Genomic DNA, 26,998 nt, shown 5'->3' with positions numbered 1-26,998 from the left:
ATGCTCGCCGAGTGCCCGCAAGAGAACTGTACGGTCGGCACAACCGGCCAATGCCTTCTCAATCATGATCCGGCATCGAGTTGTCCGCACTATCAAGCGTTGCCCGAAGAACTCGAAAGTTTGGTCGACGAAGAGCTGCTCTCGGAGCCGGAGCATAATCTGCCCTTCCATTCCAGCAACACGCTGACAGAAGATAGTTTGAGCCTGATAATGGGCAGTAGATACTGCACGATGATCGGCATCATCGGGCCGCCTGACTCCGGCAAGACCGCAGCATTGGTGAGCCTTTACCTGCTGCTCTCGCACGGGAGGCTGGCCGGATTCGAGTATGCCGACAGCCGAAGCCTTATGGCTCTCGACGAGATCAGTCGCGGCGCGCGCCGTTGGACAGGTGGGACGCCACCCCAGCAGATGACCGCCCACACCGAATTGTCTGATGACCGCGCGGCCGGCTTTCTTCACTTGAGAGTTCGGGCGGCGGAACACCCGGTCGCTATCGACTTTCTGTTGCCCGACCTTCCCGGGGAATGGTCTACCGCCATGGTGGAAGAAAGTCGCCATGACCGCCTAGCCTTTGTTCAGCGCGCAGACGTGATCTGGCTGATGGTTGATGGTAGCCGTCTAACCACCCCGGGTACCCGGCAGGGCGCGATTCATCGCACCAAACTCTACCTGCAGAGATTGAAGGAGTTTTTTCCGGATCTGCCGCGTGTGATTTTGGTTGTAACTCGAGCCGACACCAGTGTCGTGAACGAGAAGACCATAGCGACTATATCGGACGAAGCGATTGCACTCGGAATAAGCCTGAGCGTTCAAGCGGTCTCGTCGTTTTCCATCAACCCGGACGTGCCCGCCGGCACCGGCATACCGGAACTTGTTCGGGCTTCCATCGGAAAAGAACCGGACGTGGGGGAATTCTGGCCCCTTTCTGAGGAAAATAGCGGAATTCGTGCCATCGGGAATGTCGTGCGAGGAGGGATCGATATATGAGCGAGCACTCGATCGTCCTTCTTGGCGGTCCGGATTCCGGCAAGACCAATTACATGTCGCGCCTCTGGCTAGCCGTCAATTCAAAGAAGGCTGAACTGGTGGCGTCGCAAAATCCCACCAACATCAAATATGTCGAAGGTGGTGCAGAGCACATTCTGGGGGGCGCGTTTGCCCCGCGATCCGACACAAACTCGCTTCCTGACGACCTGACGCTAGACATCCGGGTTCGGCTTGCCAGCAGTCCCGATGGGAAGGAGATCCTGATCTCCGTGCCCGATGTCTCTGGTGAGCTGTGGAAGGAAGCAATTGAACGCGGAGACGTCAGGCGTGAGTGGATGGAGGCCCTCCAGCAGGCATCTGGTGCCCTACTGTTCGTTCGCGTGCTCTCCACGGCCAACGTGGCGCCGCTGGATTGGGTGAACGCTGCCGAGTACCTAAGGTGGTCAGGCGATGCGGCACCTAAGGACGAGCAAGGGCAGGATATCCTTGTCCCGACCCAAGTAGCCCTGTGCGAGATGCTGCGCTTCCTCGATGAGACTCTTTTGCGCGTGAATGGTCGGCGGCCGAAGGTAGCCGTACTAATAGCTGCATGGGACCTCATTGACGAACACCGCCGTGCGAAAGGGCCGAATGTCTATTTGAAGGAGGAGTATCCGCTTTTTGCCGGCCGGTTGGCAGATTGTACCAGTCTGGACGTGCGCATTTTTGGCGGCAGCATCGTAGGGGGAGACTTCGAGGACCCCGAGTTCACTGCGAAGTTTCAGGAAGGCGATATCAACGAAATGGGATATGTGGCAGTTGATGGTTCCGAGGGAAGGGCGTTCGTGATTTCCGATGTCACCCTGCCTGTGGTGTGGGTAGTCGGTCCCCTGTTTGACGATGAATAACCTAGTAATCCACCAACAAAAGCATGGCTATCGGAATGGTCATCAGCTTCTCGAAAGCACGGTTCGGCTCGAGAGGTCGGATCAGGATACTATTGACCGCCTGTCCGACCTTTCCGGCCAAATTCGGCCCGGAGAAGTCATTCCTCCTTACGTAACCATTTATCCGCTGCCCAGCCGCACCTACCACGTCGTCGCAAGGACATGGCCGGACTTGGCGGCTCCACGGGCTGGCTGCGTGCTGACCAAGAGCCTACTCGTTCCCCGAGAACGATGGCACGAGAACGCACATTTGCAGTGGTTGCTGAGGCAACTGACATTACCCACCGACAATGAACTTCTACCCATTGTTGGCGTAAGCGCGGAAGAGCCGATTCCTTCACTCGTTGATCAGCGAACACCTGAACTGGTCGAGGCTCTGTTCCTTGAGGCACGGAAGCCCATCGTGGTCTTCGATGCTAGCGACGCCGATCTGCTTACAACCAGGCTTGTCACGGCATTTTGGCCTGCAATTCGCGGCGAATTTTCAGTCTGCACTTATGCGTTGGGGCCGCGCAAGATCGGCGGGCGGGACTTCGACTTGGTCTTCGCGCCGAAGAGAGCCCGGTCTAGGTTCTCGAACTGGCCTGGACGAAAGATTGAGGCTGGCTCGCCGAAGAGCGCTCGTCATCGCTGGTCGTCCGCAGTCGCTGACGCAATCCTTCAGTCGCCCCATCCCACTCTAGCCTCAGGGGATGCGCTCGGGCTTTTGGGAGCGGACGGCCCAGGTGACGAGGTTGCGTTTAGAAAGTCTCTGCTGTGGAATGAACTGGCAGAGAAGGCGCCGACGAGCTCGAGCGCTGTCCTAGGGATGCTAGACATTGTCAATTCGCAGCCCGGCCTCGCATCCTATGCGATGAGAAGCTCGCGGCCATTGCTTGTCTCTGCGATTAACTCGGCCGTCCATAGCATGCCATCCGCAGATGCCTGGATTTTTCTTCAGACTTTGGCTGGCAAAGTGCGGGGTCGGGATGACCTTGAGCCGCTTAGCGTCGAGGCGGGCAGGGACGCCGAGGGACTGGCTGCTTCCGACCCCGACGCCGCGATCGAGTTCTCGCGTCGCTTCGAGGACGGGTCGGACGCCCTTCCGACCGACATTATGCAGGGGCTGGCCGATGGATTGGGGGCCGCGGACGGCTCGGCTATCGATTACCGGCGCATTCCCGCTCGGGTAGGCACCTTCCTAGTTGCTAATAGCTCGGTCTTTGCCGAGGCGGTCGCGCGCCGCATCAGGACTGGAGAGACACCCGCTTCAGATTTTCTGCCGTATCTCCAGACGGGTGACGACACTTGGCGAGACAAAGCAGCTGGCCGGCTCGTGTCCGAAATAGACAGTCGTGAGTTCGCGCCTCTGCTACCCAGTATTCTACATCGCAGCTCGGGTGATGACCTTGCCGGTCGCGTTGCGGAAATTGTTTGCCGTTCCGCTCTCGCGTTCCCCGAGTTCGATGACGCGCTCGTCGATGCAATTCGCGACGACGCTACAATGCGGAACGTGCGTAGTGTTGTCGCGCGCGAGCTGCAGGGAAGCAACGCAGATCGCTTTCTCGCGAAGACCATTCGCCTGGTGCCGAATGATATTGATTGGCTTTTCGATGGCCCGATCGAGGGCTCAAGATCGGCAGCTTTGCTCTCGATCGTGATCGAAAGTCAAAGCGATAGGTCGGTGATAGAAGCACAACGAGACCCGGCGATGCGTCGCAAGATGTTGCACACGTTGGCAAGGGACGTCGAGGCCACCGCCCCACAGATAGCTCGGATACTGGTTTTGGGCGCGGTGTCGGTCGAAGACCTCCTCGAGTTTGCTCAACTCACGCTTGGTGTTCTGCCCAAGGGCCGACTACGTTCGGACGTCATCAACACGGCCCTTGAACGAGCGCTCTTGGAGGCCAAACCGGCCGATAAACGCGTTCAGCTTCTGGTTACTGACCATTTTGACGAAGTCGGGGTCCGCCAGATGATATGGTGGAGTATCCCGAACGGAATTTCGACAGCCAGGCTTGCACAAAATCTTTCAATCCTAACGCGTCTGCCGGAAGCCCAGAAAAGGCAACTGGCGAGCTGCGTCGACAATCTTTCTGATCGTCTGTCTAGGCGTGCACCTAATGGAATCGATGAGGAAATATGCGCGACGTGGGCTCGCTTGCTTTGGGACACTAGGACAATTGCGCCTACGGTTCATTTGAGGGCAGCAACGACGAGTATGTCTGCTACTATCGACCTCACGCGATCACCGGTCGCGGAGGTGCTCGCGGCAGCGTTTCCAGCCGTCTATCGGGAATTAGTCTCCCGAAACAATAAGGACAATGATGGGATATTCGGCCTTTTCTTCGCTCTGCCTCGAATGCTGGTCAACGACTGGGATCGAGCAAAGCCCGCTCGGCACGGGTTGGTCGACGCATTTATGAATTCCAACTGGCCCCCATCCTACCTACTGCTAGCTGCGGCCAGGGCAGGAATTGTCGATCGCATCTGCCTTCGTGTCATGAGACAACGCGGAGGGAAGAAATACCTCAATCGGGCAGTTGCGGATGTGGGCCGGTTGACCCCAAGTCAGATCAGTGCGATCCGCGAAAGTCTCGATAATTTTGCCAATTCTGACATGGAGAATGAATGGGACTAACCGACTTTGTTCGAGTGCGCGAGGGAGGCGGCGTAAACTGGGTTCCAGGCGCGTCCGCTTTTGGGGTCTAGCTACAGTTTGCTCAACGGCCGCCAGGCTGCCCCATCGTGGTCATTCGCGACGCAGAAGGTGAAGGCCACCAGGGCCAGATTTGCGCGTGGGCGAGAACGGCCACCTCCGCCCGAGCGCGGCTGCTGCGCTCGGGAACTGCACCGTCTGATCGAGTGACAAGAGCCCAACTTGCGTCGGGGAGCAGGGCTGAACAGGCTCTTCTCCCAAAAGTCCAAGTGATTGAAATCGCAGGCTTTGGTTCGAAACTTTGGCTCCTAAATACGGAACTTTGGGTCTCCCACCACACTCATCTCTTCTCTCACGAACACCCACTCGTCGCACCACAAGTGTCGCACTTCTCGCAGGTGCCGTTGCGCACCATGGTGAAGTTCTGGCACTCCGAGCACATGTTGCCGGTGTAGCCCTGCATGATCGCGCGGTTGCGGCGTTCGGCGGCGAGCGCCTTGGCGTCGGAGGCCTCCTTCGCGGCGGCGTCAGTGAACAGGGTGTCGGCGGAGGCTTCTTCCGCCTCTCCGGCGATGTCTTCGGCAAGTTCCCTGGCGCGTTCCTCATAGTCGCGCTTGAAGGCAGTCGATTCCTCGCGCAGTTCCGCATAGGCGGGTTTCAACGCCGTCACCGTCGCGCCCGACGAGATCGCCCTGACGTTGGAGCCGGCGAAGGCCGTCGTCGCGGGGCGGGCGGGCGCGGCAGCGGGATTCGATCCCCCGGCCATCCCTTTCGGATCCGAGCCGGAGATCCCGCTCACCACTTTCAGCGGAGAGGCGCCGCGGGTCAGGCCCTTGGAGAAAGGCGTGGCGCGGCCCTCGTTGATGCCGCGGCCGAGCGCGGTGTTGGAGAAGTCGGACGTGTCGACATGGGCGAGGTCGTTGCGGCCGAGATAGGAGATCGCGAGCTCGCGGAACACATAGTCGAGGATCGACGTGGCGTTCTTGATCGCGTCGTTGCCCTGCACCATGCCGGCCGGCTCGAATTTGGTGAAGGTGAAGGCCTCCACATATTCCTCCAGCGGCACGCCATATTGCAGGCCGAGTGAGATGGCGATGGCGAAATTGTTCATCATGGCGCGGAAGGCGGCACCTTCCTTGTGCATGTCGATGAAGATCTCGCCCAGCCGGCCGTCGTCGAACTCGCCGGTGCGCAGATAGACCTTGTGGCCGCCCACCACCGCCTTCTGTGTGTAGCCCTTGCGGCGGTTGGGCAGCTTCTCCCGGTCGCGCACGACGCGCTCGACAATGCGTTCGACGATCTTCTCCGTCACCGTCACCGCCTTGGCGGCCGTCGGCGCCGAGACCAACTCCTCGATCAGGTCGTCTTCGTCCTCGTCGTCGGCGATCAGCGAGGCGTTGAGCGGCTGGCTGAGCTTGGAGCCGTCGCGATAGAGCGCGTTGGCCTTCAGCGCCAGCTTCCAGGAGAGCATATAGGCTTCCTTGCAGTCCTCGACCGTCGCCTCGTTCGGCATGTTGATGGTCTTGGAGATGGCGCCCGAGATGAAGGGCTGGGCGGCGGCCATCATGCGGATATGCGATTCCACCGAGAGATAGCGCTTGCCGATCTTGCCGCAGGGATTGGCGCAGTCGAAGACGGGCAGGTGCTCGGCCTTCAGGAAGGGCGCGCCTTCCAGCGTCATCGCGCCGCAGACGTGGATGTTGGCGGCCTCGATGTCCTTGCGGGAGAAGCCGAGCGCCGGCAGCATCTCGAAGGAGAAGTCGTTGAGCTGCTCGTCGGTGAAGCCCAGGACCTCCTTGCAGAAATCCTCGCCCAGAGTCCATTTGTTGAAGACGAACTTGATGTCGAAGGCCTGCTTCAGCGCAGCGTTCAGCGCCGCGATCTTCTCATCGGTGAAGCCCTTGGCCCTGAGCGAGGCCGGGTTGACGGCGGGCGCCTGGTTCAAATTGCCGTGGCCCACCGCATAGGCCTCGATCTCGGCGATCTGGCTCTCGGAATAGCCCAGCGTGCGCAGCGCTTCCGGCACGGCGCGGTTGATGATCTTGAAATAGCCGCCGCCGGCGAGCTTCTTGAACTTCACCAGCGCGAAGTCGGGCTCGATGCCGGTGGTGTCGCAGTCCATGACCAGGCCGATCGTGCCGGTCGGCGCGATGACGGTGGCCTGGGCGTTGCGGTAGCCGTGCTCCTCGCCGAGCTCGATGGCGCGGTCCCAGGCGGTGCGGGCATGCGCCATCAGTTCCGGCTGCGGGCAGTCCTCGGCGACGAGCGGCACCGGATTGACCGACAGCTTCTCGTAGCCGTCCTTCTCGCCATAGGCGGCGCGGCGGTGATTGCGCATGACGCGCAGCATGTTGACGGCGTTGCGGTCATAGTCGGGGAAGGCGCCGAGCTCGGAAGCCATCTCGGCCGAGGTGGCATAGGCCACGCCGGTCATGATTGCGGTGAGCGCGCCGCAGATGGCGCGGCCTTCGCGGGAGTCGTAGGGGATGCCCGAGGTCATCAGCAGGCCGCCGATATTGGCGTAACCGAGGCCCAGCGTGCGGTATTCGTAGGAGAGCTTGGCGATTTCCTTCGACGGGAACTGCGCCATCATGACCGAGATCTCGAGCACGATGGTCCACAGCCGCACCGTATGCTCGTAGCGCTCGATATCGATCGAGCCGTCGCCATTGCGATAGGTCAGAAGGTTGATCGAGGCAAGGTTGCAGGCCGTGTCGTCCAGGAACATGTATTCCGAGCACGGGTTGGACGCGCAGATCGGGCCGGCCGCCGGCGAGGTGTGCCAGTCGTTCATGGTCGTGTTGAAATGCAGGCCCGGATCGGCCGACGCCCAGGCGGCGTAGCCGATCTTCTCCCACAGGTCGCGCGCCTTCAGCGTCTTGCCGACCTTGCCGTCGATGCGGCGGATCAGGTTCCAGTCCTCGTCCTTCTCGACGGCGCGCAGGAAATCGTCCTTCAGCGAGACCGAATTGTTGGAGTTCTGGCCGGAGACGGTGAGATAGGCCTCCGAATCCCAGTCGGTGTCGTAGGTCTTGAACTCGATCTGGGTGTAGCCCTGCCTGGCGAACTGGATGACGCGCTTGATGTAGTTCTCCGGCACGGCGTTCTTCTTGGCCGCCTTGATCTCGCGCTTCAGCGCGGTGTTGATGGCGGGGTCGAAGCAGTCGTCGTCATGGCCTTCGCAGTTGACGCAGGCCTTCATGATGGCGGTCAGGTGCTGTCGGACGATCTTGGAGCCGGTCACAAGCGCGGCGACCTTCTGCTCCTCGTTTACCTTCCAGTCGATATAGGCCTCGATGTCGGGGTGGTCGACGTCGACCACGACCATCTTGGCGGCGCGGCGCGTCGTGCCGCCCGACTTGATGGCGCCGGCGGCGCGGTCGCCGATCTTCAGGAAGCTCATCAGGCCCGACGAACGGCCGCCGCCGGACAGTTTTTCGCCTTCGCCGCGCAGATGCGAGAAGTTCGAGCCGGTGCCGGAGCCGTATTTGAACAGGCGCGCCTCGCGCACCCACAGATCCATGATGCCGCCCTCGTTGACGAGGTCGTCGGCGACCGACTGGATGAAGCAGGCATGCGGCTGCGGATGCTCATAGGCCGATTTGGACCTGGTCAGCTTGCCGGTGAAGGGGTCGACGTAGAAATGGCCCTGGCCGGGACCGTCGATGCCATAGGCCCAGTGCAGGCCGGTGTTGAACCATTGCGGCGAATTGGGCGCCACGCGCTGGGTGGCCAGCATATAGGCGAGCTCGTCGCGGAAGGCGCGCGCGTCGTCCTCGCCCTTGAAATAGCCGCCTTTCCAGCCCCAGTAGGTCCAGGTGCCGGCGAGACGGTCGAAGACCTGGCGGGCGTCGGTCTCGGAACCGTAACGCTCGTTCTCGGGCAGCTTGGCGAGCTCCGTCTCGTCGGGCACGGAGCGCCAGAGGAAGGAGGGAACGCCGTTCTCCTCGATCTTCTTCAGGCGGGCAGGGACCCCCGCCTTGCGGAAATATTTCTGGGCCAGGATGTCGGCGGCGACCTGGGAGAACTGAGCGGGCACGTCGATGTCGTCGAGGCGGAAGACGACCGACCCGTCCGGGTTCCTGATCTCGGAAAGCGCCTTGCGGAATTCGATCTCCGCATAAGCGCTCTGTCCAGCCTTGGTGAAACGCCGCTCGATGCGCATAGCCTTAGTCCCTTTGTCTATATATAGCGCCTTTTCCACAGGCCTTCACGGCCAATCCGAAAAGACGCGGTCCGCCGCCGCCGGAAACCCTTCGGGGTATCCGGATCTCCATCCGCCGTGATCCGTCCAAACGCCATAGACCCTCCTCTAGGGAGCGCGCCGCCCGGCCTTCGACAGACCCTCCACGGGTCCGACACAACTCGTTGATTTCGATTCCCTCAGGGAGGGAAATTCACGCTATCTAGTGCCGAGCATGGCTGCAAACACTAAATATAGTGTTAACAGAAGATTTCTGCCAGCCCGCCAATTGTCCCCTTCGCCCTCGAAAACCCGCAAACCAAACACCCCGCCCGGCCTCGTGAAACGGGCGGAACCGCGATGAAAACGCAACTGAGTCCGGAAAAAAGACCGGGACTACACACCGCCCGGCCGCACCCTCAACAAGAGCGCATGACCCATAAAAAGCGACTCGCCGGAGGCCGTCAAGGATTCGTTTCTTGGAAGTTTTGTGACCGCTATATGTTGTGCGTGTGGCGTGTGGATATCGGGGATGGGGAGGGGCTGGCCCGAGTCGCCAGGGTTGGCGAAAGGGGCCGTTTCGCTGCCTGCCAGGGCGGACAGCGGAGGCGCCGGCGGGCCCCGGCGGCAATGTCCGGATATCGGCGAGGGGAAAGCCTATTCCGCGGCGATGCGGTCGGAACTGCTGGCGAAGCTCTCGATCAGCGCGGCGAGATCGGGCTCGTTCACCATGCGCGCGGCTTTCTCGGGCTTGACCCATCTGCGCCTGCGCTGGCCCTTTTCCTTCCACTTGTCGGCGACCGCGCCGACCTCCAGCGAGAAGACCAGCACGTCGCAGGACAGGTCCCGGCTGGCGCCGCATTTCAGATAGGAGTAGTGGCCGACTTCGATGCGCGAGACGGCGCCGCTGATCCCGGCCTCTTCCTTGGCCTCGCGTGCCGCCGCGTCGCGGAATTCCTCGGGGCCTTCGGGCCAGCCCTTGGGCAGAACCCAACGTCCCGTGTCGCGGCTGGTGATAAGCATGACCTCGATGCCGCCACGGTTGCGCCGCCAGGGCAGCGCTGCCACCTGAAGCGCGCTCGTACCCGCTGCGGCCCGCGCCGGCCGTGAAAGATTGTCGCCCACCCCTTGGCCCATCGCAGTCACCTCATGCCGGAGATCGGCCGAGAATCACATTTCACCCCTCGATGTTGAGGCGGATCATAGCAGATTGAAGAGCAAATTGCTCCACACGCCAGAATAGCAGGTTGAAAATTCCACAAGACCGGCGTGCGGCAATCGGCTGTTGCCCGGATCTTCGCCTTGGAGGGAACGGGTTATCCGGCGTGCCCCTCGGCGATCGGCTTCTGATAGGTGAAGCCCATGTCCCAGGGGAAGTAGATCCAGGTGTCCTGCGACACCTCGGTGACGAAGGTATCGACCAGCGGCCGTCCTTTGGGCTTGGCATAGACCGTCGCGAAATGCGCCTTGGGCATCATGGCTTTCACCACGGAGGCGGTCTTGCCGGTATCGGTCAGGTCGTCGACGATCAGTATGCCTTCGCCGCCATTTTCCAGAAGCGGCGCCGAGATCTCCTTCAGCACCTTCAACTGCCCCTGCTCGGCATAGTCGTGATAGGAGGCGACGCTGACCGTCTCGATGATCCGCACGCCGAGCTCGCGCGATATGATCGCCGCCGGCACCAGCCCGCCGCGCGTGATGCAGACGATCGCCCTCCAGTTGCCTGCGCCGGCCAGACGCCAGGCCAGCGCACGGGCGTCGCGGTGGAACTGATCCCAGGAAACGGGAAAGGCCTTTTCGGGAAGGGACATGGCGGGCGCACTCCGGTCGCGCGCCTCGGCGCGCTGAAGATCGAGGAATGCAGGCGGAATTAGCCGGAATGCCGGGGCGTTGGCAAGCCCCGCGCGAGCATGTGCCGCACCTTCCGAGGCTCCCTGTCAGCGGGACATGAAAGTGGCGACCGGCATCGACCGCAACACATCGCGCGTCACGCCGCCGAATAGGAACTCGCGCAGCCGCGAATGGCCGTAGGCGCCCATTACCAGCAGATCCGTATTGTTCTCCACGCAATGATTTTCGATCGTGGCGCCCACGCCGATACCGGCCGAGCTTTCCTCCGCGACCGTCACATGCGCGCCGTGGCGCATGAGGGCGGCCGCGATGTCGGCGCCGGCGACCTTGGCCGGCTCGTCCTCGGCTTCCGGGGCGTCGACGGTCAGGATCTCGGTCTGGTCGGCCTCCATGATGAAGGGGAGCGCGTCGAACACCGCGCGCGATGCCTCGCGCGTGCCGTTCCAGGCAACGAGGATCCTGGAGAAGGTCGTGGTGACCGGCCCTGCATAAGGCAGGAACAGCGTCGGGCGGCCCGTTTCGAACAAGAGATGGTCGACATTGGTACTGGCCGCTCCGCTGTCGGCGGGGTCTCTTTGCGCCGCGATCACAAGGTCGGCGGCGCGGGCGCTGGCCAGCGCGCAGAGCGCGCTGTCGCCGGAAAGGCTCTCCATGGTGCGCCATTCGTGAGGCACGGCTGCCGCCGTTGCGCGGGTGCCGAATTTCCTGCCGAGTTCCGCGGCGCGTTCCTTGCTGGCGTCAGCGGTGACCTGCATGTACTCCGCGTCGGGAAAGCCGATCGCGGTGGTGTAGGGGATCGCCATCGGCTCGGCGTGAATGCCGACGACATGGCTGCGCAGCCGCGCTGCGAGCGGCAGGACATGGTCCAGCACGCGGTCGATATCGTGTGTGTTCTGGATGACGGCGAGCAATGTCTTGTAGGGCACGGCGCATGCTCCATTTCTGAGGGGCGGATCGCCACGTAACCAGAACGCGGGAGCCTGCCTTCCGGTTCCGGAACAGTGCGCCTGTCAGCTTTGAGCCTTCAGCCCGTCGAGCATCGCCTGCACGGCCGCCCGGCCGGCCTCCAGCGCTTCGGGGGAACGGGCGCGCACCACCAGTTCGGTCCAGAAGCGGCCATCCTGATATTTCGGATAGGAGCCGATGATCGTGTCGGGATGGGCTTTCTGGATCTCGCCGAGCGGCGTGCCGATGGCGCCCTCGCCGAACGGGCTCCGGATCGCCGTGGAGAGCAGCCTGGTGCCTGTCGTGAGCGTGGGCACGACATTGTCGAGCATGGCCTGGAACACGGCCGGCACGCCGGCCATCACATGGACGTTCTCGACACGGAAGCCCGGAGCCGTCGAGACGGGATTGACGATATGCTCCGCGCCGAGCGGCATGCGCGCCATGCGCTTGCGGGCATCGGTATATTCCATGCCGCGCGCGGCGTAGTTGGCCTCGAGCATCGCATAGGCCCTGGCGTCGTATTCGCAAGGGACGCCGAAGGCCCTGGCGATCGAGTCGGCGGTGATGTCGTCATGGGTGGGGCCGATGCCGCCGCTGGTGAAGACATAGGTGTAGCGGACGCGCAGCCCGTTCACCGCCTCCACGATCGCGTCCTCGTCGTCGGCGACGATACGGACTTCCTTCAGGTCGATGCCGATCGCGGTCATGATGTCGGCGAGGTGGCCGATATTGCGGTCCTTGGTGCGGCCGGACAGGATCTCGTCGCCGATGACGATCATGGAGGCGGTAACGATATCGGTCATGGCGCATCCCCGGCAAACGGTCAGCGTCACATAGCGCCCATCCGGCGAGCCGGCAATGGTCGCCGAACTGTGAACGAACTGTCGACGGCGTCGGCGTTTCGGCGTCGGCGTCGGGGCGATAAGGTCCGTTGTATCGGGCGGCGCGGGCGGCGTCCGCCTGAACGGCTTTCACAGGAGACAAACCATGGCCAAGGTGCTGGTGCTTTATTATTCGAGCTGGGGACATAGCGAGGCGATGGCGAGGTCCGCGGCCGAGGGCGCGCGCGAGACCGGCGCCGAGGTCACCGTCAAGCGGGTGCGCGAACTGGTGCCGGAAGAGGTCGCCAAGGCGGCCTATTACAAGCTCGACCAGGAGGCGCCTTTCGCCGAGCCGCTGGAACTCGAGAACTATGACGGCCTCATCCTCGCTTTCTCGACGCGCTACGGCGCGATGGCTGCCCAGATGAAGAACTTCCTCGACCAGACCGGGCCGCTCTGGGTCAAGGGCGCCCTGGTGAACAAGGTGGCCACTGTGATGTCGTCGACCTCCACGCAGCACGGCGGAGCCGAGATCTCGATCCTGACGGCCCAGGCCTCGCTGCAGCATCACGGCATGATCATCGTCCCCTTGTCCTACGCTTATCAGGGCCAGATGGGCAACGACGTGGTGCGCGGCGGCTCGCCCTACGGCATGACGACGACCTCCGATTCCGACGGCTCGCGCCAGCCGTCCCAGCAGGAGCTGGAGGGCGCGCGCTTCCAGGGCAAGCGGCTCGCCGAGATCACGATCAAGCTGCACGGCTGATCGAAATTCTCCGTAGAAAGGACACCGCGGCCGGCATTCCCGGCCGCACTGTCCTTTGCCGGCATGAGGGCCTGGTTCCCTTGCGCATCGGCGAGAGCCGATCGGGTCTACGTTTTTGCCAATGGCCGAGGTTTCCGATTGGCGAAATCCGAGCGGCCGGCCCCTCTCTCCCCGCTTGCGGGACGCTTGCGGGGAGAGATGTCCGGCAGGACAGTGAGGGGCAACGCAGTGCCGGCAGCACCGCACCTCCTTCGCCAGATCTTGGTCGAAGCGATTCGGTCAGTTTTAAACGCTGCCTAAGCAGGCTCGCGTGGCTTCGCCCACGCTTCACCCGCTCAGCTTCTAATGTTCGCCGCAGGTTTTTACCGGAAACCGCGGGACACTTTTCCGAAACCTGCTTAGATTGTCGGCGTCGTCACCGGCCTCGGGGGAATCATGACCTTTGTGTCGATCGTGCTGTCGGTCATTGCGTTGCTGCTGGCCGCGGTGCTGGCGGCGCTCGCCCTCGCCGTGTTCAGGACACGCAGGATCGCGGCGAAGGCCGAGAAGATGGTGCCGCCTACTGGCAAGTTCGTCACCGTCCACGGCAACCGGATCCATTACGTCGAGAAGGGCAGGGGCCGGCCCATCCTCTTCATCCACGGGCTCGGCGCGCAACTCCACCAGTTCCGCTCGCCGCTCTTCGACCGCTTCGGCTCGGGCTACCGGCTGATCGCCATCGACAGGCCGGGCTCCGGCTATTCCGTTCGGGCGCGCGACGCGACGGGCCGCCTGCCCGAGCAGGCCCTCGTCATCCGCCATTTCATCGAGGCGCTGGAACTGAACAAGCCGCTGGTCGTCGGCCATTCGCTGGGCGGAGCCGTGTCGCTGACGCTGGCAATCGAGCATCCGGACGTGGTGTCGGGCCTCGCTCTCCTGTCGCCGCACACGCATCACACGGGCGAGGTGGCGCCGGAATTCGCCGCCCTCTACATTCCCTCGCCGCTGAAGCGTCGCCTGGTCGCCGAGACGGTGGCCGTGCCGGCCGCGCTGAAATATGCCGACCAGACGCTCGGCTTCGTCTTCGGCCCGCAGCCGCCGCCGGCCGACTACATGACCGAGGGCGGCGGCTGGCTGGGGCTGAGACCGAGCCATTTTTACGCGACCTCGACAGATATCGTCGCGGCGGGCGTCGACTATCCCGCGATCCAGAAGCGCTTCGGCGAGATCAAGGTGCCGGTCGGCATCCTGTTCGGCACGGCCGACCGCGTGCTCGACTACCAGAAACACGGCGTCGACATGGTCGGCAGGATCCCCGGCCTCGACCTGGAACTGGCTGACGGCGTCGGCCATATGCCGCAATTCTCCGCCGCCGCGCAGACGGTGGCCTTCATCCGCCGCATCGCGGAGCGGGCTTTCGCCGCCTGAAGCGAGTGAAGTCGATCTTGCCCGCCGGCTGCGGCGGCTCCGCATCCGGAACGGCTTGACCTTCGCGCCAAGCCGTTTGAAAAGAGCCACCGGGCGGACGTGGTGGAACTGGTAGACACAAGAGACTTAAAATCTCTCGCCTTCACAGGCTTGCGGGTTCGATCCCCGCCGTCCGCACCATCTTCCCGACCTCGCGTCCGTTTGGTTTCGCTCACGACTTGGATGAGGCCGCGCCACCGACCGACGCGCTACTTGCGGTTGATTTTCGTGACAGCCAGACATTGTCGCATGTCCAGGACGTTGCTGGCGCACGAGTCGTTCTTTCTGCGGAGTGTTGATCGCGCGTCAGTTGCGTCGTTCGTTCCGCCTGCTGGGAAAGGATCAGTCCCCGAATCCCCATTTGCAGCTATGCACTTTTTATGGTACATGGACATTATATGATGCCAAATGGCTACTGAGGCGCCGCGCAGCATCCCGGTCGTGTTCTACCGTACGGCTGGCGGCAACGAGGTCGTTCGAGACTGGCTGCGTGGCCTCGATGAAAACGATCGGCAAGCCATCGGGCTTGATTTGATGCGCGTTCAATATCGCTGGCCGGTGGGCATGCCTTTGTGCCGACCACTCAGCGGCGGATTGTGGGAAGTGCGCACATCGCTTCCCAGCGGACGCATCGCCCGCATGCTGTTTTGTGTGCGGGCAGACGCAATCCTGGTGCTCTCCGGGTTCATCAAGAAAACCCAGAAGACCCCGGACGAGGAACTGACGCTGGCCCGCAAGCGAATGAAAGAGTTCATGCCATAGGAGGCAGTCATGACGGAAGAAGGCAACAAGGGACGTTCGACCGAAGGGCTCGTCACCCTCGATGAGTTCCTGACCGAAGAAGGCAAGCGCGAGGAGTTCGAGGCGATCGCCATCAAGGAAGTGCTCGCCTGGCAGCTTGAGAACGCCATGAGGGAAAAGAAACTCTCCAAGCGCCAGATGGCCGCGCAGATGGGAACGAGCCGCAGTCAGGTGGACCGCCTGCTCGACCCCAAGGACGGCAATGTCACGCTGACAACCTTGCAGCGCGCGGCCGAAATGGTCGGACGCAAGGTGCGGATCGAGTTTGTCTAGAAACTGGTTGCGACATGGCTGAAGGACTCGTCGTTCCAGCCGTGGCGGGCAGAAGCACGTCTCCCGAAAGTACCTGCAGCGTGTCGCGAGTATCCTTCTTCATGCGACACGCTGCAGACCGGCCGGCCGGCTACAGTCCCTCCAGAACCCTCGTTTGGATTTCCTCGAGTCACAGCATTGCTCAGAACACTTCCGCCACCGGCAGCCCCAGCGCCATCGACCCGGAATAGCGCGCCTGCGGGCCTGCCTGCAGCGGGTGGTAGCGCGCACCCTGGATGTCGCGAAAACACCGTTCGAGGCCATTGGCGCGATAGAAGCCGGCGCCGCCGGCCAGTTCCATGGCGAATTCGACGGCCTGGATGGCATTCTGTGCCACCAGCGTGCGGCCGATCATCACCTCGTTGACGGACTCCGCCGAGGGATTGTTCCGTTCGACCACCTCCACCATGTGGCGGTGCGCGATCTGCGCGGCGCGAAGCGTCGTCTCCATGCGGCCCGCAAGTTCCGTCAGGTGGTGGTTCGGCTGCTTCCCGGCCGCGAGCCCGATGGCGATGTCGCGTGCGCTTTCAGCTACTCCCAGATAGACAGCATAGATCAGCGGGAACGCGGTCGTGGCGATCACCTGGAACAGCGGATGCCACTCGCCCGCCTTGCGGGACAAGGCGACCGCGGCGTCGGGTATGAAGTGCCCGTCGACGACCACATCGTTCGAACCTGTGCCGCGCATGCCGAGGGTGCGCCATGTGTCGACGATCTTGACCGTCTCGGCTTTCATCGGCAGTCCGAAATGGATGACCATGCGCGTGCCGTCCTGCTCGGTGATCGCGCCCGTCATCAAGAGGTCGCCTGCCTCGGCGCCCGACGTGAAGACCTTGCGCGCCGTGACGCGGTAGCCGCCTTCGACCCTTTCGGCCTTGCCCGACCCGCCGATCCAGTCGGAACCGCCGCTCGACAGGAGAATGATGCGATCCGTCGCGACGCGGCGCAGCAGCGGCTCGACCGCGGCCACCTTCTGATGCCGCCAGCGCCAGGCCGGGATTGCGACCTGGTGGGTGTGCATGGAAAAGGCGAGCGCCGTCGAGGCGCAGCCATGCGCCATCGTCCGCAGCATTTCGCAGAGTTCCGCGATCTCGGCGCCGCCGCCGCCCAGTTCCACGGGCACGCCGGTTTCGACGAGCCCCGCGTCTTTCAATGCCGCGTAGTTCTCGGCGACGAAACGGTCGCCTGCGTCATGGGCATCCGCCCTCTTTGCAAATCCGGGAAGCAGTTCCCGGACGATGTCGACCACGCGTCCCGCCGGGGCCGGACCAAAGTTCTTCAGTCTCGATGTTTCGGGTGCCGCCAATGTCATCTGATGATCCTCCGTGGGATTTTCTCAGTGGCAGGATCGCGCCATGAAAGGCGCGGGTCCAGTTCACGAACTGTACCGCTCGCTGGCTGGTCAGCTTTTCGAAGAGGCGGACAAGAATAGATGGATAGAAATATGCGTCATATATGGAGAAAAGCGTGTGAATGATGCCTGCCGGAAGTGCTCTGCCGCATGCCAGGCGAAACGATAGGTTGCTTTGCGGTGCAGGCCCGAAATGTTATCCTGATTGCGGTCAACAACGGTGGATTGCATGCTTGGCGGATATGGACAGTTCTGTCCCGTTTCGATGGCGTCGGAAATCCTGTGTTCCCGCTGGACGACGCTGGTCATCCGTGAATTGCTGTCGGGAACGACGCGGTTCAACGACCTGAGGCGCGGCGTACCCCGCATGTCCCCCGCGCTTTTGTCCAAACGCTTGAAAGAACTGGAGAAAGCCGGCGTCATCGAGAAGAAGAACGGCGGTGCGGCCGAATATCGTCTGACGGCGGCGGGCGAGGATCTCCGCGGCATCATCATGGGGCTCGGCTTCTGGGGAACGCGCTGGGTGGAATCGCAGCTTTCTCTGCGCAATCTCGACCCGTCGCTTCTGATGTGGGACATGCGCCGCAATCTCAATCCCGAGCCTTTGCCCCCGCGCCGCTGCACGATTCAGTTTCAGTACCCCGAACTGTCGGCCAAGCAGAAGAACTGGTGGCTGGTCGTCGACGGCGGCGAGGTCGATCTGTGCAATTTCGACCCTGGTTTCGATATCGACCTCATGGTCCGCTCTTCATTGAGGAGCATGACCGCGATCTGGATGGGCCTGGCGAAGGTGAGGGCCGAGGTCGAGGCCGGTGCTCTCGAACTCGACGGCGATCCCGCGATCGCGCGCGCCATGCAGCAATGGCTGGGCCTCAGCCCTTTCGCCGGTGCCGCGCGGGCATAGGGCGTAGCCGCTCCCTCGCCCCCCCGGGAGGGCAGGGTTGCCCGCCCTCAATTCTCCTCGACGAACACTTCCTCGCGCTTCTTCTTCACGCTCGGCAGGAACACGACGATGAGCACGGCCGCGGCGATGGCGAGCAGCGTGGCGCTGATCGGCCGCGTGACGAAGACGGATGGATCGCCGCGCGACAGGATCATGGCGCGCCTCAGATTCTCCTCGAGCAGCGGGCCGAGCACGAATCCGAGCAGCAGCGGCGCCGGTTCGCAGCGCAGCTTGACGAGCACGTAGCCGATGAACCCGAAGAAGGCGACCGCGAAGAGGTCGTAGATGTTGGCGTTGACGCTGTAGACCCCGATCGAGCAGAAGGCCATGATGATCGGGAACAGCACGTAGTAGGGCACCGTCAGCAGCTTCACCCACAGGCCGATCAGCGGCAGGTTGAGGATGACGAGCATCAGGTTGCCGATCCACATGGACGCGATGATGCCCCAGAACAGCGCCGGCTGCTCGGTCGCGACATTGGGGCCCGGCACGATGCCCTGGATGATCATGGCGCCGATCATCAGCGCCATGACCGGGTTGGCGGGAATACCCAGCGTCAGCATCGGGATGAAGGAGGTCTGCGCGCCGGCATTGTTGGCCGATTCGGGACCGGCGACGCCGGCGATGGCTCCCTTGCCGAACTCCTCGGGGCGGTCGGAAAGCCGCTTCTCGACCGTGTAGGAGGCGAAGGCGGCGAGGATGGCGCCGCCGCCAGGCAGGATGCCGAGCGCCGAGCCGATCGCCGTACCGCGCAGGATCGGCGCCGTCATGCGCCTGAAATCCTCGCGCGTCGGCAGCAGGCCGCTGACCTTGCGGATCAGCACCGAGCGCTCATGCTCGTTCTCCAGGTTGCGCAGGATCTCGGCGATGCCGAAGACGCCGACCGCCACCGCGACGAAATTCAGCCCATCGGCATATTCGGTAATCCCCAGTGTGAAGCGCGGAGTGCCGGAATAGATGTCGGTTCCGACGAGGCCGAGCAGCAGGCCGAGCACGACCATGGCCAGCGCCTTCACGATCGAACCGTGCGCGAGCGCGATCGACGAGACGAGGCCGACCACCATCAGCGAGAAATATTCCGCCGCCCCGAATTCCAGCGCGATGGCCGTCAGTGGCGGTGCGAAAAGCGCCACGAGGAAGGTCGAGACCGTGCCGGCGAAGAAGGAGCCGATCGCGGCGATGGCGAGGGCCGCGCCCGCCCGGCCGTTGCGGGCCATCTGGTAGCCGTCGATGGCCGTGACGGCGGACGAGGATTCGCCCGGCATGTTGATCAGGATCGCCGTGGTCGAGCCGCCATATTGGGCGCCGTAATAGATGCCGGCCAGCATGATGAGCGAGGAGACGGGATCGCCGATCTGGAAGGTGATCGGCAGCAGCATCGCGATGGTTGCCGTGGCGCCGATGCCCGGCAGCACGCCGATCAGCGTGCCGAGCAGGACGCCTATCAGGCAGAAGCCGAGATTGGCGAGCGTCGAGGCGGTCGCGAAACCGAGGCCGAGATTGGACAAGAGTTCCATCCTGCCCTCCTCAGAAACGCAGCCAGGGGCCGAACCGTTGGTACGGCAGGCCGAGCCCGTAGCTGAAGACGACGACCGAAAAGGCGGTCAGCGCCGCAGCCAGCACCAATGCCATGAGCGGCGTCATGCGCGTGCTGGCGAAAGAGGCGACGAGAGCGCTGATGAACACGGCCGGGACGAAGCCGAACCCGCGCACCGTGAGGCCGAACAGGATCGGCGCGGGCAGGATGAGAAGCATGCCGCGCCAGGCGATCGGCCCGATCGGTTCGCTTTCCACCTTGGTAGCCTGCACCAGGATGACGAGGCCGAGCACGATCAGAACTCCGGAAAGGACGAGCGGAAAATAGCCCGGTCCCATCCTGAAGGCAGTGCCGATCTCCAGCCCGACCGACTGGACGAGAAAGAACAGCCCGACGACCAGGAAAAGCGCTCCGCAGAGGCCGTTCGTCGGATCGATACGCAGGGATTTCATGACGTTCCTATCCCTTGTTGCTTTGAGCGGCGTCGGGTTCCGACGCTCCTGTTCGTGAAGGCTGCCAGCGTCGACCGGACCGTTTCTCCGAAGAAGCCCGACGGCCTGCGGCCGAGGGCTGGCAAATGCCGGGAACTCGCCCGGCGGCCCGAACTCCTGCCTGAAGAGCGGCGGATGCACCGATGGGATCGATGATATCGGTGCTGCCGCTCGATCCCTCTATTATAGCATCGGATTCATCCCGATACCGGTACCCGCTTTCGGGTCCGATGCTGCAGGGGGCGCGCCTCCACGGCGCGCCTTCCCGATAACACAGGCCGCTGGTCGGGAGATCAGTCGGCGTATTGGCCGGCAGCCTCGATGATCGGCTTCCAGCGAGCGATCTCGCTTTCAAGCTTGGCCTTGAGGGCGGCAGGTGTGGCGTCGGCGTCGGAGGAAGGCGTCGTGCCGAGCTCGGCGAAGCGGGCGACGACGTTCGGGTCCTTGAGCGCCACCTGGAGCGACTTCGACAGGCGCTCCGTCACTTCGGCGGGCGTTCCCTTCGGCGCATAGAGCCCATGCCAGATGCCGACCTGCACGGCGGGAAGGCCCGCTTCTGTCGTTGTGGGCACGTCGGGCAGCACGTCGAGGCGTTCCGGCGAGGTGACGGCATAGGCCTTGATCGTCCCGCCGGTGATCTGCTTGGTCGTGTTGGTGGTCTGGTCGCACATGATGTCGACCTGTCCGCCGAGCAGATCGGTCATGGCGGGGCCGGTCCCCTTGTAGGGAACGGTGACGAGTGGCGTCTCGATGGCGTTCATGAACAGCATCCCGCACAGATGCGAGGCGGCACCTAAGCCGGCATTGGCGACCGTGACCGTGTCCTTGTTCGCCTTGGCATATTCGACCAGGCTCTTCAGGTCGGTCGGCTCGAGATCCTTGCGCGCCACGATGGTCATCGGAACCTCGGTGACGAGGCCGACATATTCGAAAGCGTTCAGCGTATCGTAGGCGAGTTTCCGATAGAGCGTGGCACTGGTGGCCATGCCGATGTGATAGAGGAGCAGCGTGTAGCCGTCCGGATCGGCTTTCGCCACGCGCCCAGCCCCCAGCGTGCCGCCGGCACCGCCCACATTCTCGACGATGATCTGCTGGCCGAGGTCCTTGGACATGGCTTCGGCGACGAGACGCGTCACCGTGTCGGTCGGTCCGCCCGCGGAGAAGGGCACGACGATGGTCACCGTGCGGTCGGGATAGGTCTGCGCCGAGGCCGCGAACGACGACAGCGAAAGCGTCACGGCCGCGCCGATGGCGGCAATCATATTCTTCATGGGTGTCCTCCCGGTCTGCATTTACCCGCCCGGCCCGCACGCAAGCTCCCCGGCGTGCCGGCTGGGGATCGGGCCATCAAGACATCCGGCCGCAATATGTGCAAATGCCGCGACCGTGCCGCCCGCCATTTTTACACCATCGGCCTCGCGCCGTGGGTGGAAAACGTGACATAGGGCGACGGAGATGTGTGGATTTCCACCCATCGGCGGGCGACCGGCTGTCTGACGGGGCGAATGAAGCATCCCGCGCTGCTCACACACTGTCGAGGTCGTGCCGTCCGAGGCCGTATTTCTGCATCTTCTCGTAGAGGGTCTTGCGCGAGATGCGCAGCGATTCGTAGACGGGCTTCAGGCTTCCGCCGTGGGCGGCGAGGGCTCCCGCGATGATGCTCCGCTCGAAATCGGCGACCCGGTCTGCGAGGCCGGCATGGGCAGAGCCGGCTCCGAGCGGCTCGGCGGGTCCGAGGCCCAGCACGAAACGATCGGCGGCGTTGCGCAGCTCGCGCACATTGCCCGGCCAGTCCCGCCGCGCGACGTCGGCGACGATCGCGGGCGGCACGTCGATCGGCCCGCGACGGTAACGAACGGCCGCTTCGTTGACGAGCTGGAGGAAGAGCAGGGGCACGTCCTCGCGCCGGGCGCCGAGCGCCGGCATGCGCAGCGTCACCATGTTGAGCCGATAGAGCAGGTCGGCGCGGAAGCGGCCGGCTGCGGCCTCCGCGTCGAGATCGGTCTTGCTGGCGGCGATGAAGCGCACGTCGAGCGGCACGGCCTCGTTGGAGCCGAGCCGCGTGATGCGGCGCTCGTCGATCACCCGCAGCAGCTTGGCCTGGAGGTCGAGCGGCATGGAGCCGATCTCGTCGAGCAGGATCGTGCCGCCGCGTGCATGCTCGAACTTGCCGTAGCGGGCGCGGATCGCGCCGGGAAAGGCGCCGGCCTCGTGGCCGAACAGCTCGCTTTCGATCAGATTGGCCGGCAGCGCCGCGCAGTCGATGGCCACGAACGGCCTTTCTGCCCGCGCGCTGATGTCGTGGAGCGCGCGTGCCGCGACCTCCTTGCCCGTCCCGGTGTCGCCGATGACGAGCACATCGGCATCGGTGGCCGCGACCGCGCGCAGGCGGTAGCGCAGGTCGACCATGAGTTGTGTGCGGCCGGGCAGGCGCGCCTCGATGTCGTCGCGCTTGCCGGCCTCGGCGCGCAGGCGCCGGTTCTCGATCACCAGGCTGCGCCGGTCGAGCGCGCGCGCCGCGATGTCGGCGAGTTCCTGTGCGTTGAAGGGTTTTTCCAGGAAATCATAGGCGCCCTCACGCATCGCCTTCACTGCGAGCTGGACGTCGGCATGGCCGGTGATGAGGATGACGGGGATGTCCGGATCGATCTCGCGGATCTTGCCCATCAGGGTCATGCCGTCCATGTCGGGCATGCGGATGTCGGTGACCACGATGCCCTCGAAGCCGTAGCCGACGATGTCGAGCACGGGTTCGCCGGCGGCGAAGCTTCTGACATCGAAGCCGGCGAGATCGAGGGCCTGGCTCGACGAACGGCGCAGTTCCTCCTCGTCGTCGACCAGCAGTATCGTCGGCTTCATTCCGCAGCCTCCGTCGCCGGCAGCCGCGCCGCTTCGAGCTCGATTGTGAAGACCGCGCCGCCTTCCTCATGGTTGCCGACCGAAAGGCTGCCGCCGAAATCCTTGACGATATTGTAGGAGATGGAGAGGCCGAGGCCGAGACCCTTGCCTATTCCCTTGGTGGTGAAGAACGGATCGAAGATGCGCTCGGCGATCGCAGCCGGAACGCCGGGGCCACGGTCGCGCACGGTGATCGTCACCTTGCCCGACTTGCGCCGCGCCACGATGTCTATCGTCCTGCCTTCGCGACCTTCGACGGCGTCGGCCGCGTTGGAGATGATGTTGACGAGGACCTGCTGGAGCCGCACCGAGCCGGCGCGGACGGCCAGCGGCAGCGTGCCGAGGTCGACGTTCACGCAGGCATCGGCGGCCTTCAGGCGCGCGGCGACGATCTCCAGCGTGTCCCTGATCGTGTCGGCGAGCGGCACGGCGCCGAGCTTCTCGTTTGGCTTGCGCGCGAAGTTGCGCAGATGCCGGCCGAGCGAGGCCATGCGGTCGGCGAGGCCCGAGATGCGCGCGAGGTTGTCGCGGGCCTCCGCCATTCGCTCCCGGTCGATCAGGACTGCCGCATTGTCGGCATAGGTCTTCACCGCTGCCAGCGGCTGGTTGAACTCGTGCGACAGGGCGGCCGACATCTGGCCGAGCGCGGCGAGCTTGCCGGCCTGGATCAGATCGGCCTGTGTCTGCCGGAGCTGCCGCTCGGTGGCGCGGCGCTCCGCCACCTCGGTTTCGAGCTGCCGGTTGACCAGAGCGAGATCGGCCGTGCGTTCCTCCACGCGCCGCTCCAACTCTGCCCTGGCCGTCCTCTGCAACTCCATCCGATCGGCCAGTCGCGCGCGTCTTTGCATGACGATCGCCGCGGCGAGGGCGGCGAGGCCGAGCAGCAGCAGGGCGGCGGCGACCGCTGTGATCGCCTGGGCCCGGGCGGAAGCGGTGTCGGTCAGGATGTTCACCGTCCAGCCGGCTTCGGGCATTGGTTCGGCCAAAGCGAGATACTCGCGCACCTTGTCGCCGGTCTCCACGCTGATCAGTTCGCGGCCGTCCGAGACGGTTCGTCCGGTTATGGGAAGCTCGCGAAGCTCCGCGTCGGAATAGCGCCTCGACACTTGCGTGCGCGCCAGCCGGTCCGCGGTCAGCGGCAGCAGGCCGGAATAGAGCCATTCGGGCCGGCCGCTCATGAATATGATGCCTTCGGGATCGGAGACGAAGATCGCATGCTCGCCGCCCATCCAGGAGGCTTCGATCGCGTCGAGGTCGACCTTGAACACGACCACGCCCCGGATCGCGCCGCCGATGCGCACCGGCGAGGAGAAGTAGTAGCCCCGCTTCTGCGATGTCGTGCCGAGCGCGAAGAAGCGGCCCTGCTCGCCGGTCATGGCGTCCTGGAAATAGGGACGGTAGGAGAAATTTCCGCCGACGAAACTGGCCGGGCCCTGGTGGTTGCTGGCCGCTATCGTCTCCCCGTCGGGCACCATCACATAGATGTCTGAAGACTGGAGCAGCGCGTTGATCTCCTCGAGATAGTCGTTGGCACGGGCCCGCAGACCGGCGTTGCCGGGGTCGGCCACCAGTTCCTTGATGTCGTCGTGATCGGCGATCAGCGCGGGCAGCGGTTCGAAACGGTTCATATGGCCGCGCAAGGCAGCGACCGCCAGCCGCAGCGTGGTCTGGCCGCGCGCCGCAGCTTCGTCGAGATAGGCGCGCGTCGCGAGGCGGCCGACCAGGACCGCCACCACGGCGGCCACGGCGACCAGCACCAGCGCTGCCCACAGCCTGCGGCCCGGGGCAAGGCTTCGATGCATGAACTGCAGTCCGTCCATCGGCGGGCCTCGTTCTCCTTTTTGCTCACTATAGCGGCCCGGCACCTCGCCGAAAAAGGGGGCGCGGGCAACTGGTCAAAGCGCGCGGGTCTTGGCACATTCGCGGGAATCAGGAGCGAACCGATGGCGAAGAAGACGAGCGCGAGTTTTTCCAGGCCGAAACCCTGGGCGGAGGTGGCGACGCTGCTCGTCGACGTGGCCATGGGGCGCAAGCCTGCCGACCTCGTCGTGCGCAACGGCCGCTGGGTGAACGTCCATTCCGGCGAGGTGATCGCCGGAACGGATCTCGCCATCGTCGCCGGCCGCTTCGCCTATTGCGGCTCCGATGCGAGCCACGCCATCGGCCAGGGAACCAAGGTGGTCGACGCCGGCGGACGGTATCTCGTGCCGGGCCTCTGCGACGCCCACATGCATGTCGAAAGCGGCATGGTCACGGTGACCGAGTTCTGCCGGGCGGTGATCCCGCACGGCACCACCTCGATGTTCATCGACCCGCACGAAATCGCCAATGTTCTGGGCCTCGGCGGCGTCAGGCTCATGCATGACGAGGCGATGGCCATGCCGATCAACGTGCATGTCCAGATGCCGTCCTGCGTGCCCTCGGCGCCGGGACTGGAGAATGCGGGCGCCGCACTTACCGTCGCCGACGTCGTCGAGGCGATGGGCTGGGAGAACATCATCGGCCTCGGCGAAGTCATGAATTTCCCCGGCGTCGCGGCGAACGACCCCGTCATGGCCGGCGAGATCGCGGCAACGGTCAGGGCCGGCAAGACGGTCGGGGGGCATTATGCGTCGCGCGATCTCGGCCTGCCGTTCCACGGCTATATCGCCGGGGGGGCGGAGGACGACCACGAAGGCACCCGCGCCGAGGATGCGATCGCCCGCGTCCGCCAGGGCATGAAGGCGATGCTGCGTCTCGGTTCGGCCTGGTACGACGTTGCGGCCCAGATCAAGGCCGTGACGGAGCAGGGCGTCGATCCGCGCAACTTCATCCTATGCACCGACGACAGCCATTCGGGAACGCTGGTCGACGACGGGCACATGGACCGGGTCGTGCGCCATGCCATCGCCCAGGGGCTGAAGCCGGTGACCGCGATCCAGATGGCGACCATCAACACCGCGCAGCATTTCCGTCTCGAACGCGAGATCGGGTCGATCGCGCCGGGCCGGCTCGCCGATTTCCTCATCGTCTCCGATCTTGCCGCTCTCGCGATCGACGAGGTCTATAGCCGCGGCGTCCGGCTCGCCAGGGCAGGCAGGCTGGAGGCGGACATCCGGCCATACGACTATCCCGCGACGGCGAAGAAGACCGTGAAGCTGGGCAAGAAGCTGGCGGCAAGGGATTTCGACATCGCTGCCCCGGCCGGCGCCAACGAGGTGCGGGCGCGGGTGATCGGGGTGATCGAGAACCAGGCGCCGACCCGGGCGCTTGAGGCGGATCTGCCGGTCGAGGACGGGCTGGTGGCGATGGACCGCAGGAACGACATCTGCCAGATCGCCCTGGTCGAGAGGCACCGTGGTACGGGCGGGGTCGTGAACGGCTTCGTCTCGGGCTTCGGCTACGTGGAGGACTGCGCGCTGGCCTCGACCGTGGCGCATGATTCCCACCACATGATCGTCGTCGGTACCAACAAGGAAGACATGGCTCTGGCCGCCAACCGCCTCGGCCAGGTCGGGGGTGGCGTCGTACTGTTCTCGAAGGGCAAGGAGATCGCGCTGGTGGAGATGCCGATCGCCGGTCTGATGTCGGACGAGCGTGCCGAGATCGTGGCGGCCAAGGCGGCGAAGCTGACGGAGGCCATGCGCCAGATGGGCTGCAGCCTGAACAACGCCTATATGCAGCATTCGCTGCTGGCGCTGGTGGTGATCCCGGAACTGCGAATTTCCGATGTCGGCCTGGTCGACGTGACGACCTTCGAGAAGGTTGACCTGTTCTTGTAGAAGGGCGCCCTGCTGGCTTCCTACGGCGCATTGCGCGAAACGGATTCCACGGCACACGACAGTAGTCGGGACCGCATGACATGCTGGATACATCGAAGGTCGAGAGTGTTAGGACTCGCCACATCATGGCGCCCTCGGCTGCCCGAGGCCTGGATCAATTCCAGCAAAAGTGCGCAGCGGTTTTGCGTCCCCGAAACAGCGCCGCCCTATCTTCGTCATTCTCGGGCCCGAGCCTACGCGAAGCGTGGGCGAGGTAACCCGAGAATCCATGCCGTGAAATCGCGGACGACTGCTTCGGTGCAGAATATGTGCCGGCTTGGGCAGGTGGATAGGCG

20 protein-coding genes and 1 tRNA gene are annotated in these 26,998 nt (G+C 63.9%); 10 read left to right on the top strand and 11 right to left on the bottom strand.

Going from position 1 to position 26,998, the window contains the following annotated elements:
• Genes JN280_RS26665 through JN280_RS26655 form a run of 3 tightly spaced genes read left to right on the top strand, consistent with a single transcriptional unit; the run spans position 1 to position 4,536 of the window.
• Entirely contained in the window at positions 1-990 is a 990-nt protein-coding gene (locus tag JN280_RS26665) for a TRAFAC clade GTPase domain-containing protein (protein WP_202306805.1), read from the top strand.
• Positions 987-1,877 (top strand): TRAFAC clade GTPase domain-containing protein, encoded by an 891-nt coding sequence (locus JN280_RS26660; protein ID WP_202306803.1) that lies wholly within the window; start codon positions 987-989, stop codon positions 1,875-1,877. Before JN280_RS26665 ends, JN280_RS26660 begins: the two co-directional genes overlap by 4 nt.
• Positions 1,870-4,536, top strand: a complete 2,667-nt coding sequence (locus JN280_RS26655; protein ID WP_244743610.1) for a GAP1-N1 domain-containing protein — start codon at positions 1,870-1,872, stop codon at positions 4,534-4,536. The genes JN280_RS26660 and JN280_RS26655 overlap by 8 nt, the downstream gene beginning before the upstream one ends.
• A gap of 370 nt (positions 4,537-4,906) precedes the next feature.
• On the opposite strand, the gene JN280_RS26650 is transcribed toward JN280_RS26655, so the two are convergent.
• The 5 genes from JN280_RS26650 to JN280_RS26630 all read right to left on the bottom strand — a co-directional run bounded on the left by JN280_RS26650 (position 4,907) and on the right by JN280_RS26630 (position 12,339).
• Complete coding sequence (locus JN280_RS26650; protein WP_202306800.1) at positions 4,907-8,719, bottom strand: vitamin B12-dependent ribonucleotide reductase; 3,813 nt, start codon at positions 8,717-8,719, stop codon at positions 4,907-4,909.
• A gap of 675 nt (positions 8,720-9,394) precedes the next feature.
• A complete protein-coding gene (locus JN280_RS26645) occupies positions 9,395-9,874 on the bottom strand; it encodes an NUDIX hydrolase (RefSeq protein WP_202306799.1) in 480 nt (159 codons plus the stop codon).
• A 179-nt stretch (positions 9,875-10,053) separates the two neighbouring features.
• Positions 10,054-10,548: a xanthine phosphoribosyltransferase gene (gpt, locus tag JN280_RS26640; RefSeq protein ID WP_202306798.1), complete on the bottom strand. Its 495-nt coding sequence runs from the start codon at positions 10,546-10,548 to the stop codon at positions 10,054-10,056.
• 126 nt (positions 10,549-10,674) lie between these two features.
• A complete protein-coding gene (locus tag JN280_RS26635; protein ID WP_202306797.1) occupies positions 10,675-11,514 on the bottom strand; it encodes a universal stress protein in 840 nt (279 codons plus the stop codon).
• A gap of 84 nt (positions 11,515-11,598) precedes the next feature.
• The gene (locus JN280_RS26630) at positions 11,599-12,339 is read right to left on the bottom strand and encodes a competence/damage-inducible protein A (protein WP_202306796.1); all 741 of its coding nucleotides are present in this window, start codon (positions 12,337-12,339) and stop codon (positions 11,599-11,601) included.
• A gap of 184 nt (positions 12,340-12,523) precedes the next feature.
• On the opposite strand from JN280_RS26630, the gene wrbA reads away from it, so the two are divergent.
• From wrbA to JN280_RS26605, 5 genes are all read left to right on the top strand, one after another.
• On the top strand, positions 12,524-13,123 hold the full coding sequence (gene wrbA, locus JN280_RS26625; protein WP_202306795.1) for an NAD(P)H:quinone oxidoreductase type IV: 600 nt from the start codon (positions 12,524-12,526) through the stop codon (positions 13,121-13,123).
• 435 nt (positions 13,124-13,558) lie between these two features.
• Entirely contained in the window at positions 13,559-14,530 is a 972-nt protein-coding gene (locus JN280_RS26620; protein WP_202306794.1) for an alpha/beta fold hydrolase, read from the top strand.
• Between the two features lie 93 nt (positions 14,531-14,623).
• Positions 14,624-14,710, top strand: a tRNA-Leu gene (locus JN280_RS26615).
• 267 nt (positions 14,711-14,977) lie between these two features.
• Positions 14,978-15,331 carry a type II toxin-antitoxin system RelE/ParE family toxin gene (locus tag JN280_RS26610; protein WP_202306793.1) on the top strand — a complete coding sequence of 118 codons (354 nt, stop codon included), beginning with the start codon at positions 14,978-14,980 and terminating at the stop codon, positions 15,329-15,331.
• Between the two features lie 9 nt (positions 15,332-15,340).
• Positions 15,341-15,643 (top strand): XRE family transcriptional regulator, encoded by a 303-nt coding sequence (locus JN280_RS26605; RefSeq protein WP_202306791.1) that lies wholly within the window; start codon positions 15,341-15,343, stop codon positions 15,641-15,643.
• A gap of 181 nt (positions 15,644-15,824) precedes the next feature.
• Here JN280_RS26605 and JN280_RS26600 read toward each other — a convergent pair whose 3' ends face one another.
• Positions 15,825-16,994 (bottom strand): acyl-CoA dehydrogenase family protein, encoded by a 1,170-nt coding sequence (locus tag JN280_RS26600; protein ID WP_202306789.1) that lies wholly within the window; start codon positions 16,992-16,994, stop codon positions 15,825-15,827.
• Between the two features lie 268 nt (positions 16,995-17,262).
• Here JN280_RS26600 and JN280_RS26595 point away from each other — a divergent pair, with 268 nt between their 5' ends.
• On the top strand, positions 17,263-17,937 hold the full coding sequence (locus JN280_RS26595) for a winged helix-turn-helix transcriptional regulator (RefSeq protein WP_202306787.1): 675 nt from the start codon (positions 17,263-17,265) through the stop codon (positions 17,935-17,937).
• A 47-nt stretch (positions 17,938-17,984) separates the two neighbouring features.
• Here the strand turns inward: JN280_RS26595 and JN280_RS26590 are convergent, their stop codons facing one another.
• From JN280_RS26590 to JN280_RS26570, 5 genes are all read right to left on the bottom strand, one after another.
• On the bottom strand, positions 17,985-19,493 hold the full coding sequence (locus JN280_RS26590) for a tripartite tricarboxylate transporter permease (protein WP_202306785.1): 1,509 nt from the start codon (positions 19,491-19,493) through the stop codon (positions 17,985-17,987).
• A 10-nt stretch (positions 19,494-19,503) separates the two neighbouring features.
• On the bottom strand, positions 19,504-19,965 hold the full coding sequence (locus JN280_RS26585) for a tripartite tricarboxylate transporter TctB family protein (protein ID WP_202306783.1): 462 nt from the start codon (positions 19,963-19,965) through the stop codon (positions 19,504-19,506).
• A gap of 332 nt (positions 19,966-20,297) precedes the next feature.
• Positions 20,298-21,275, bottom strand: coding sequence for a tripartite tricarboxylate transporter substrate-binding protein (locus JN280_RS26580; protein ID WP_202306781.1), 978 nt, complete (start codon positions 21,273-21,275; stop codon positions 20,298-20,300).
• Between the two features lie 253 nt (positions 21,276-21,528).
• Positions 21,529-22,863 (bottom strand): sigma-54-dependent transcriptional regulator, encoded by a 1,335-nt coding sequence (locus tag JN280_RS26575; RefSeq protein WP_202306780.1) that lies wholly within the window; start codon positions 22,861-22,863, stop codon positions 21,529-21,531.
• On the bottom strand, positions 22,860-24,722 hold the full coding sequence (locus JN280_RS26570; protein ID WP_202306778.1) for a sensor histidine kinase: 1,863 nt from the start codon (positions 24,720-24,722) through the stop codon (positions 22,860-22,862). Before JN280_RS26570 ends, JN280_RS26575 begins: the two co-directional genes overlap by 4 nt.
• Before the next feature lie 123 nt (positions 24,723-24,845).
• Between JN280_RS26570 and ade the strand changes: the two genes are divergently transcribed.
• Positions 24,846-26,663 carry an adenine deaminase gene (gene ade / locus JN280_RS26565; RefSeq protein ID WP_202306776.1) on the top strand — a complete coding sequence of 606 codons (1,818 nt, stop codon included), beginning with the start codon at positions 24,846-24,848 and terminating at the stop codon, positions 26,661-26,663.
• Positions 26,664-26,998 lie beyond the last annotated feature (335 nt).

It is taken from the genome of Mesorhizobium sp. L-8-10 (genome assembly GCF_016756635.1).
GTDB lineage: Bacteria > Pseudomonadota > Alphaproteobacteria > Rhizobiales > Rhizobiaceae.
Note: the sequence above shows the minus strand (reverse complement) of the source record. Positions and strands in the feature narration are given on the sequence as shown.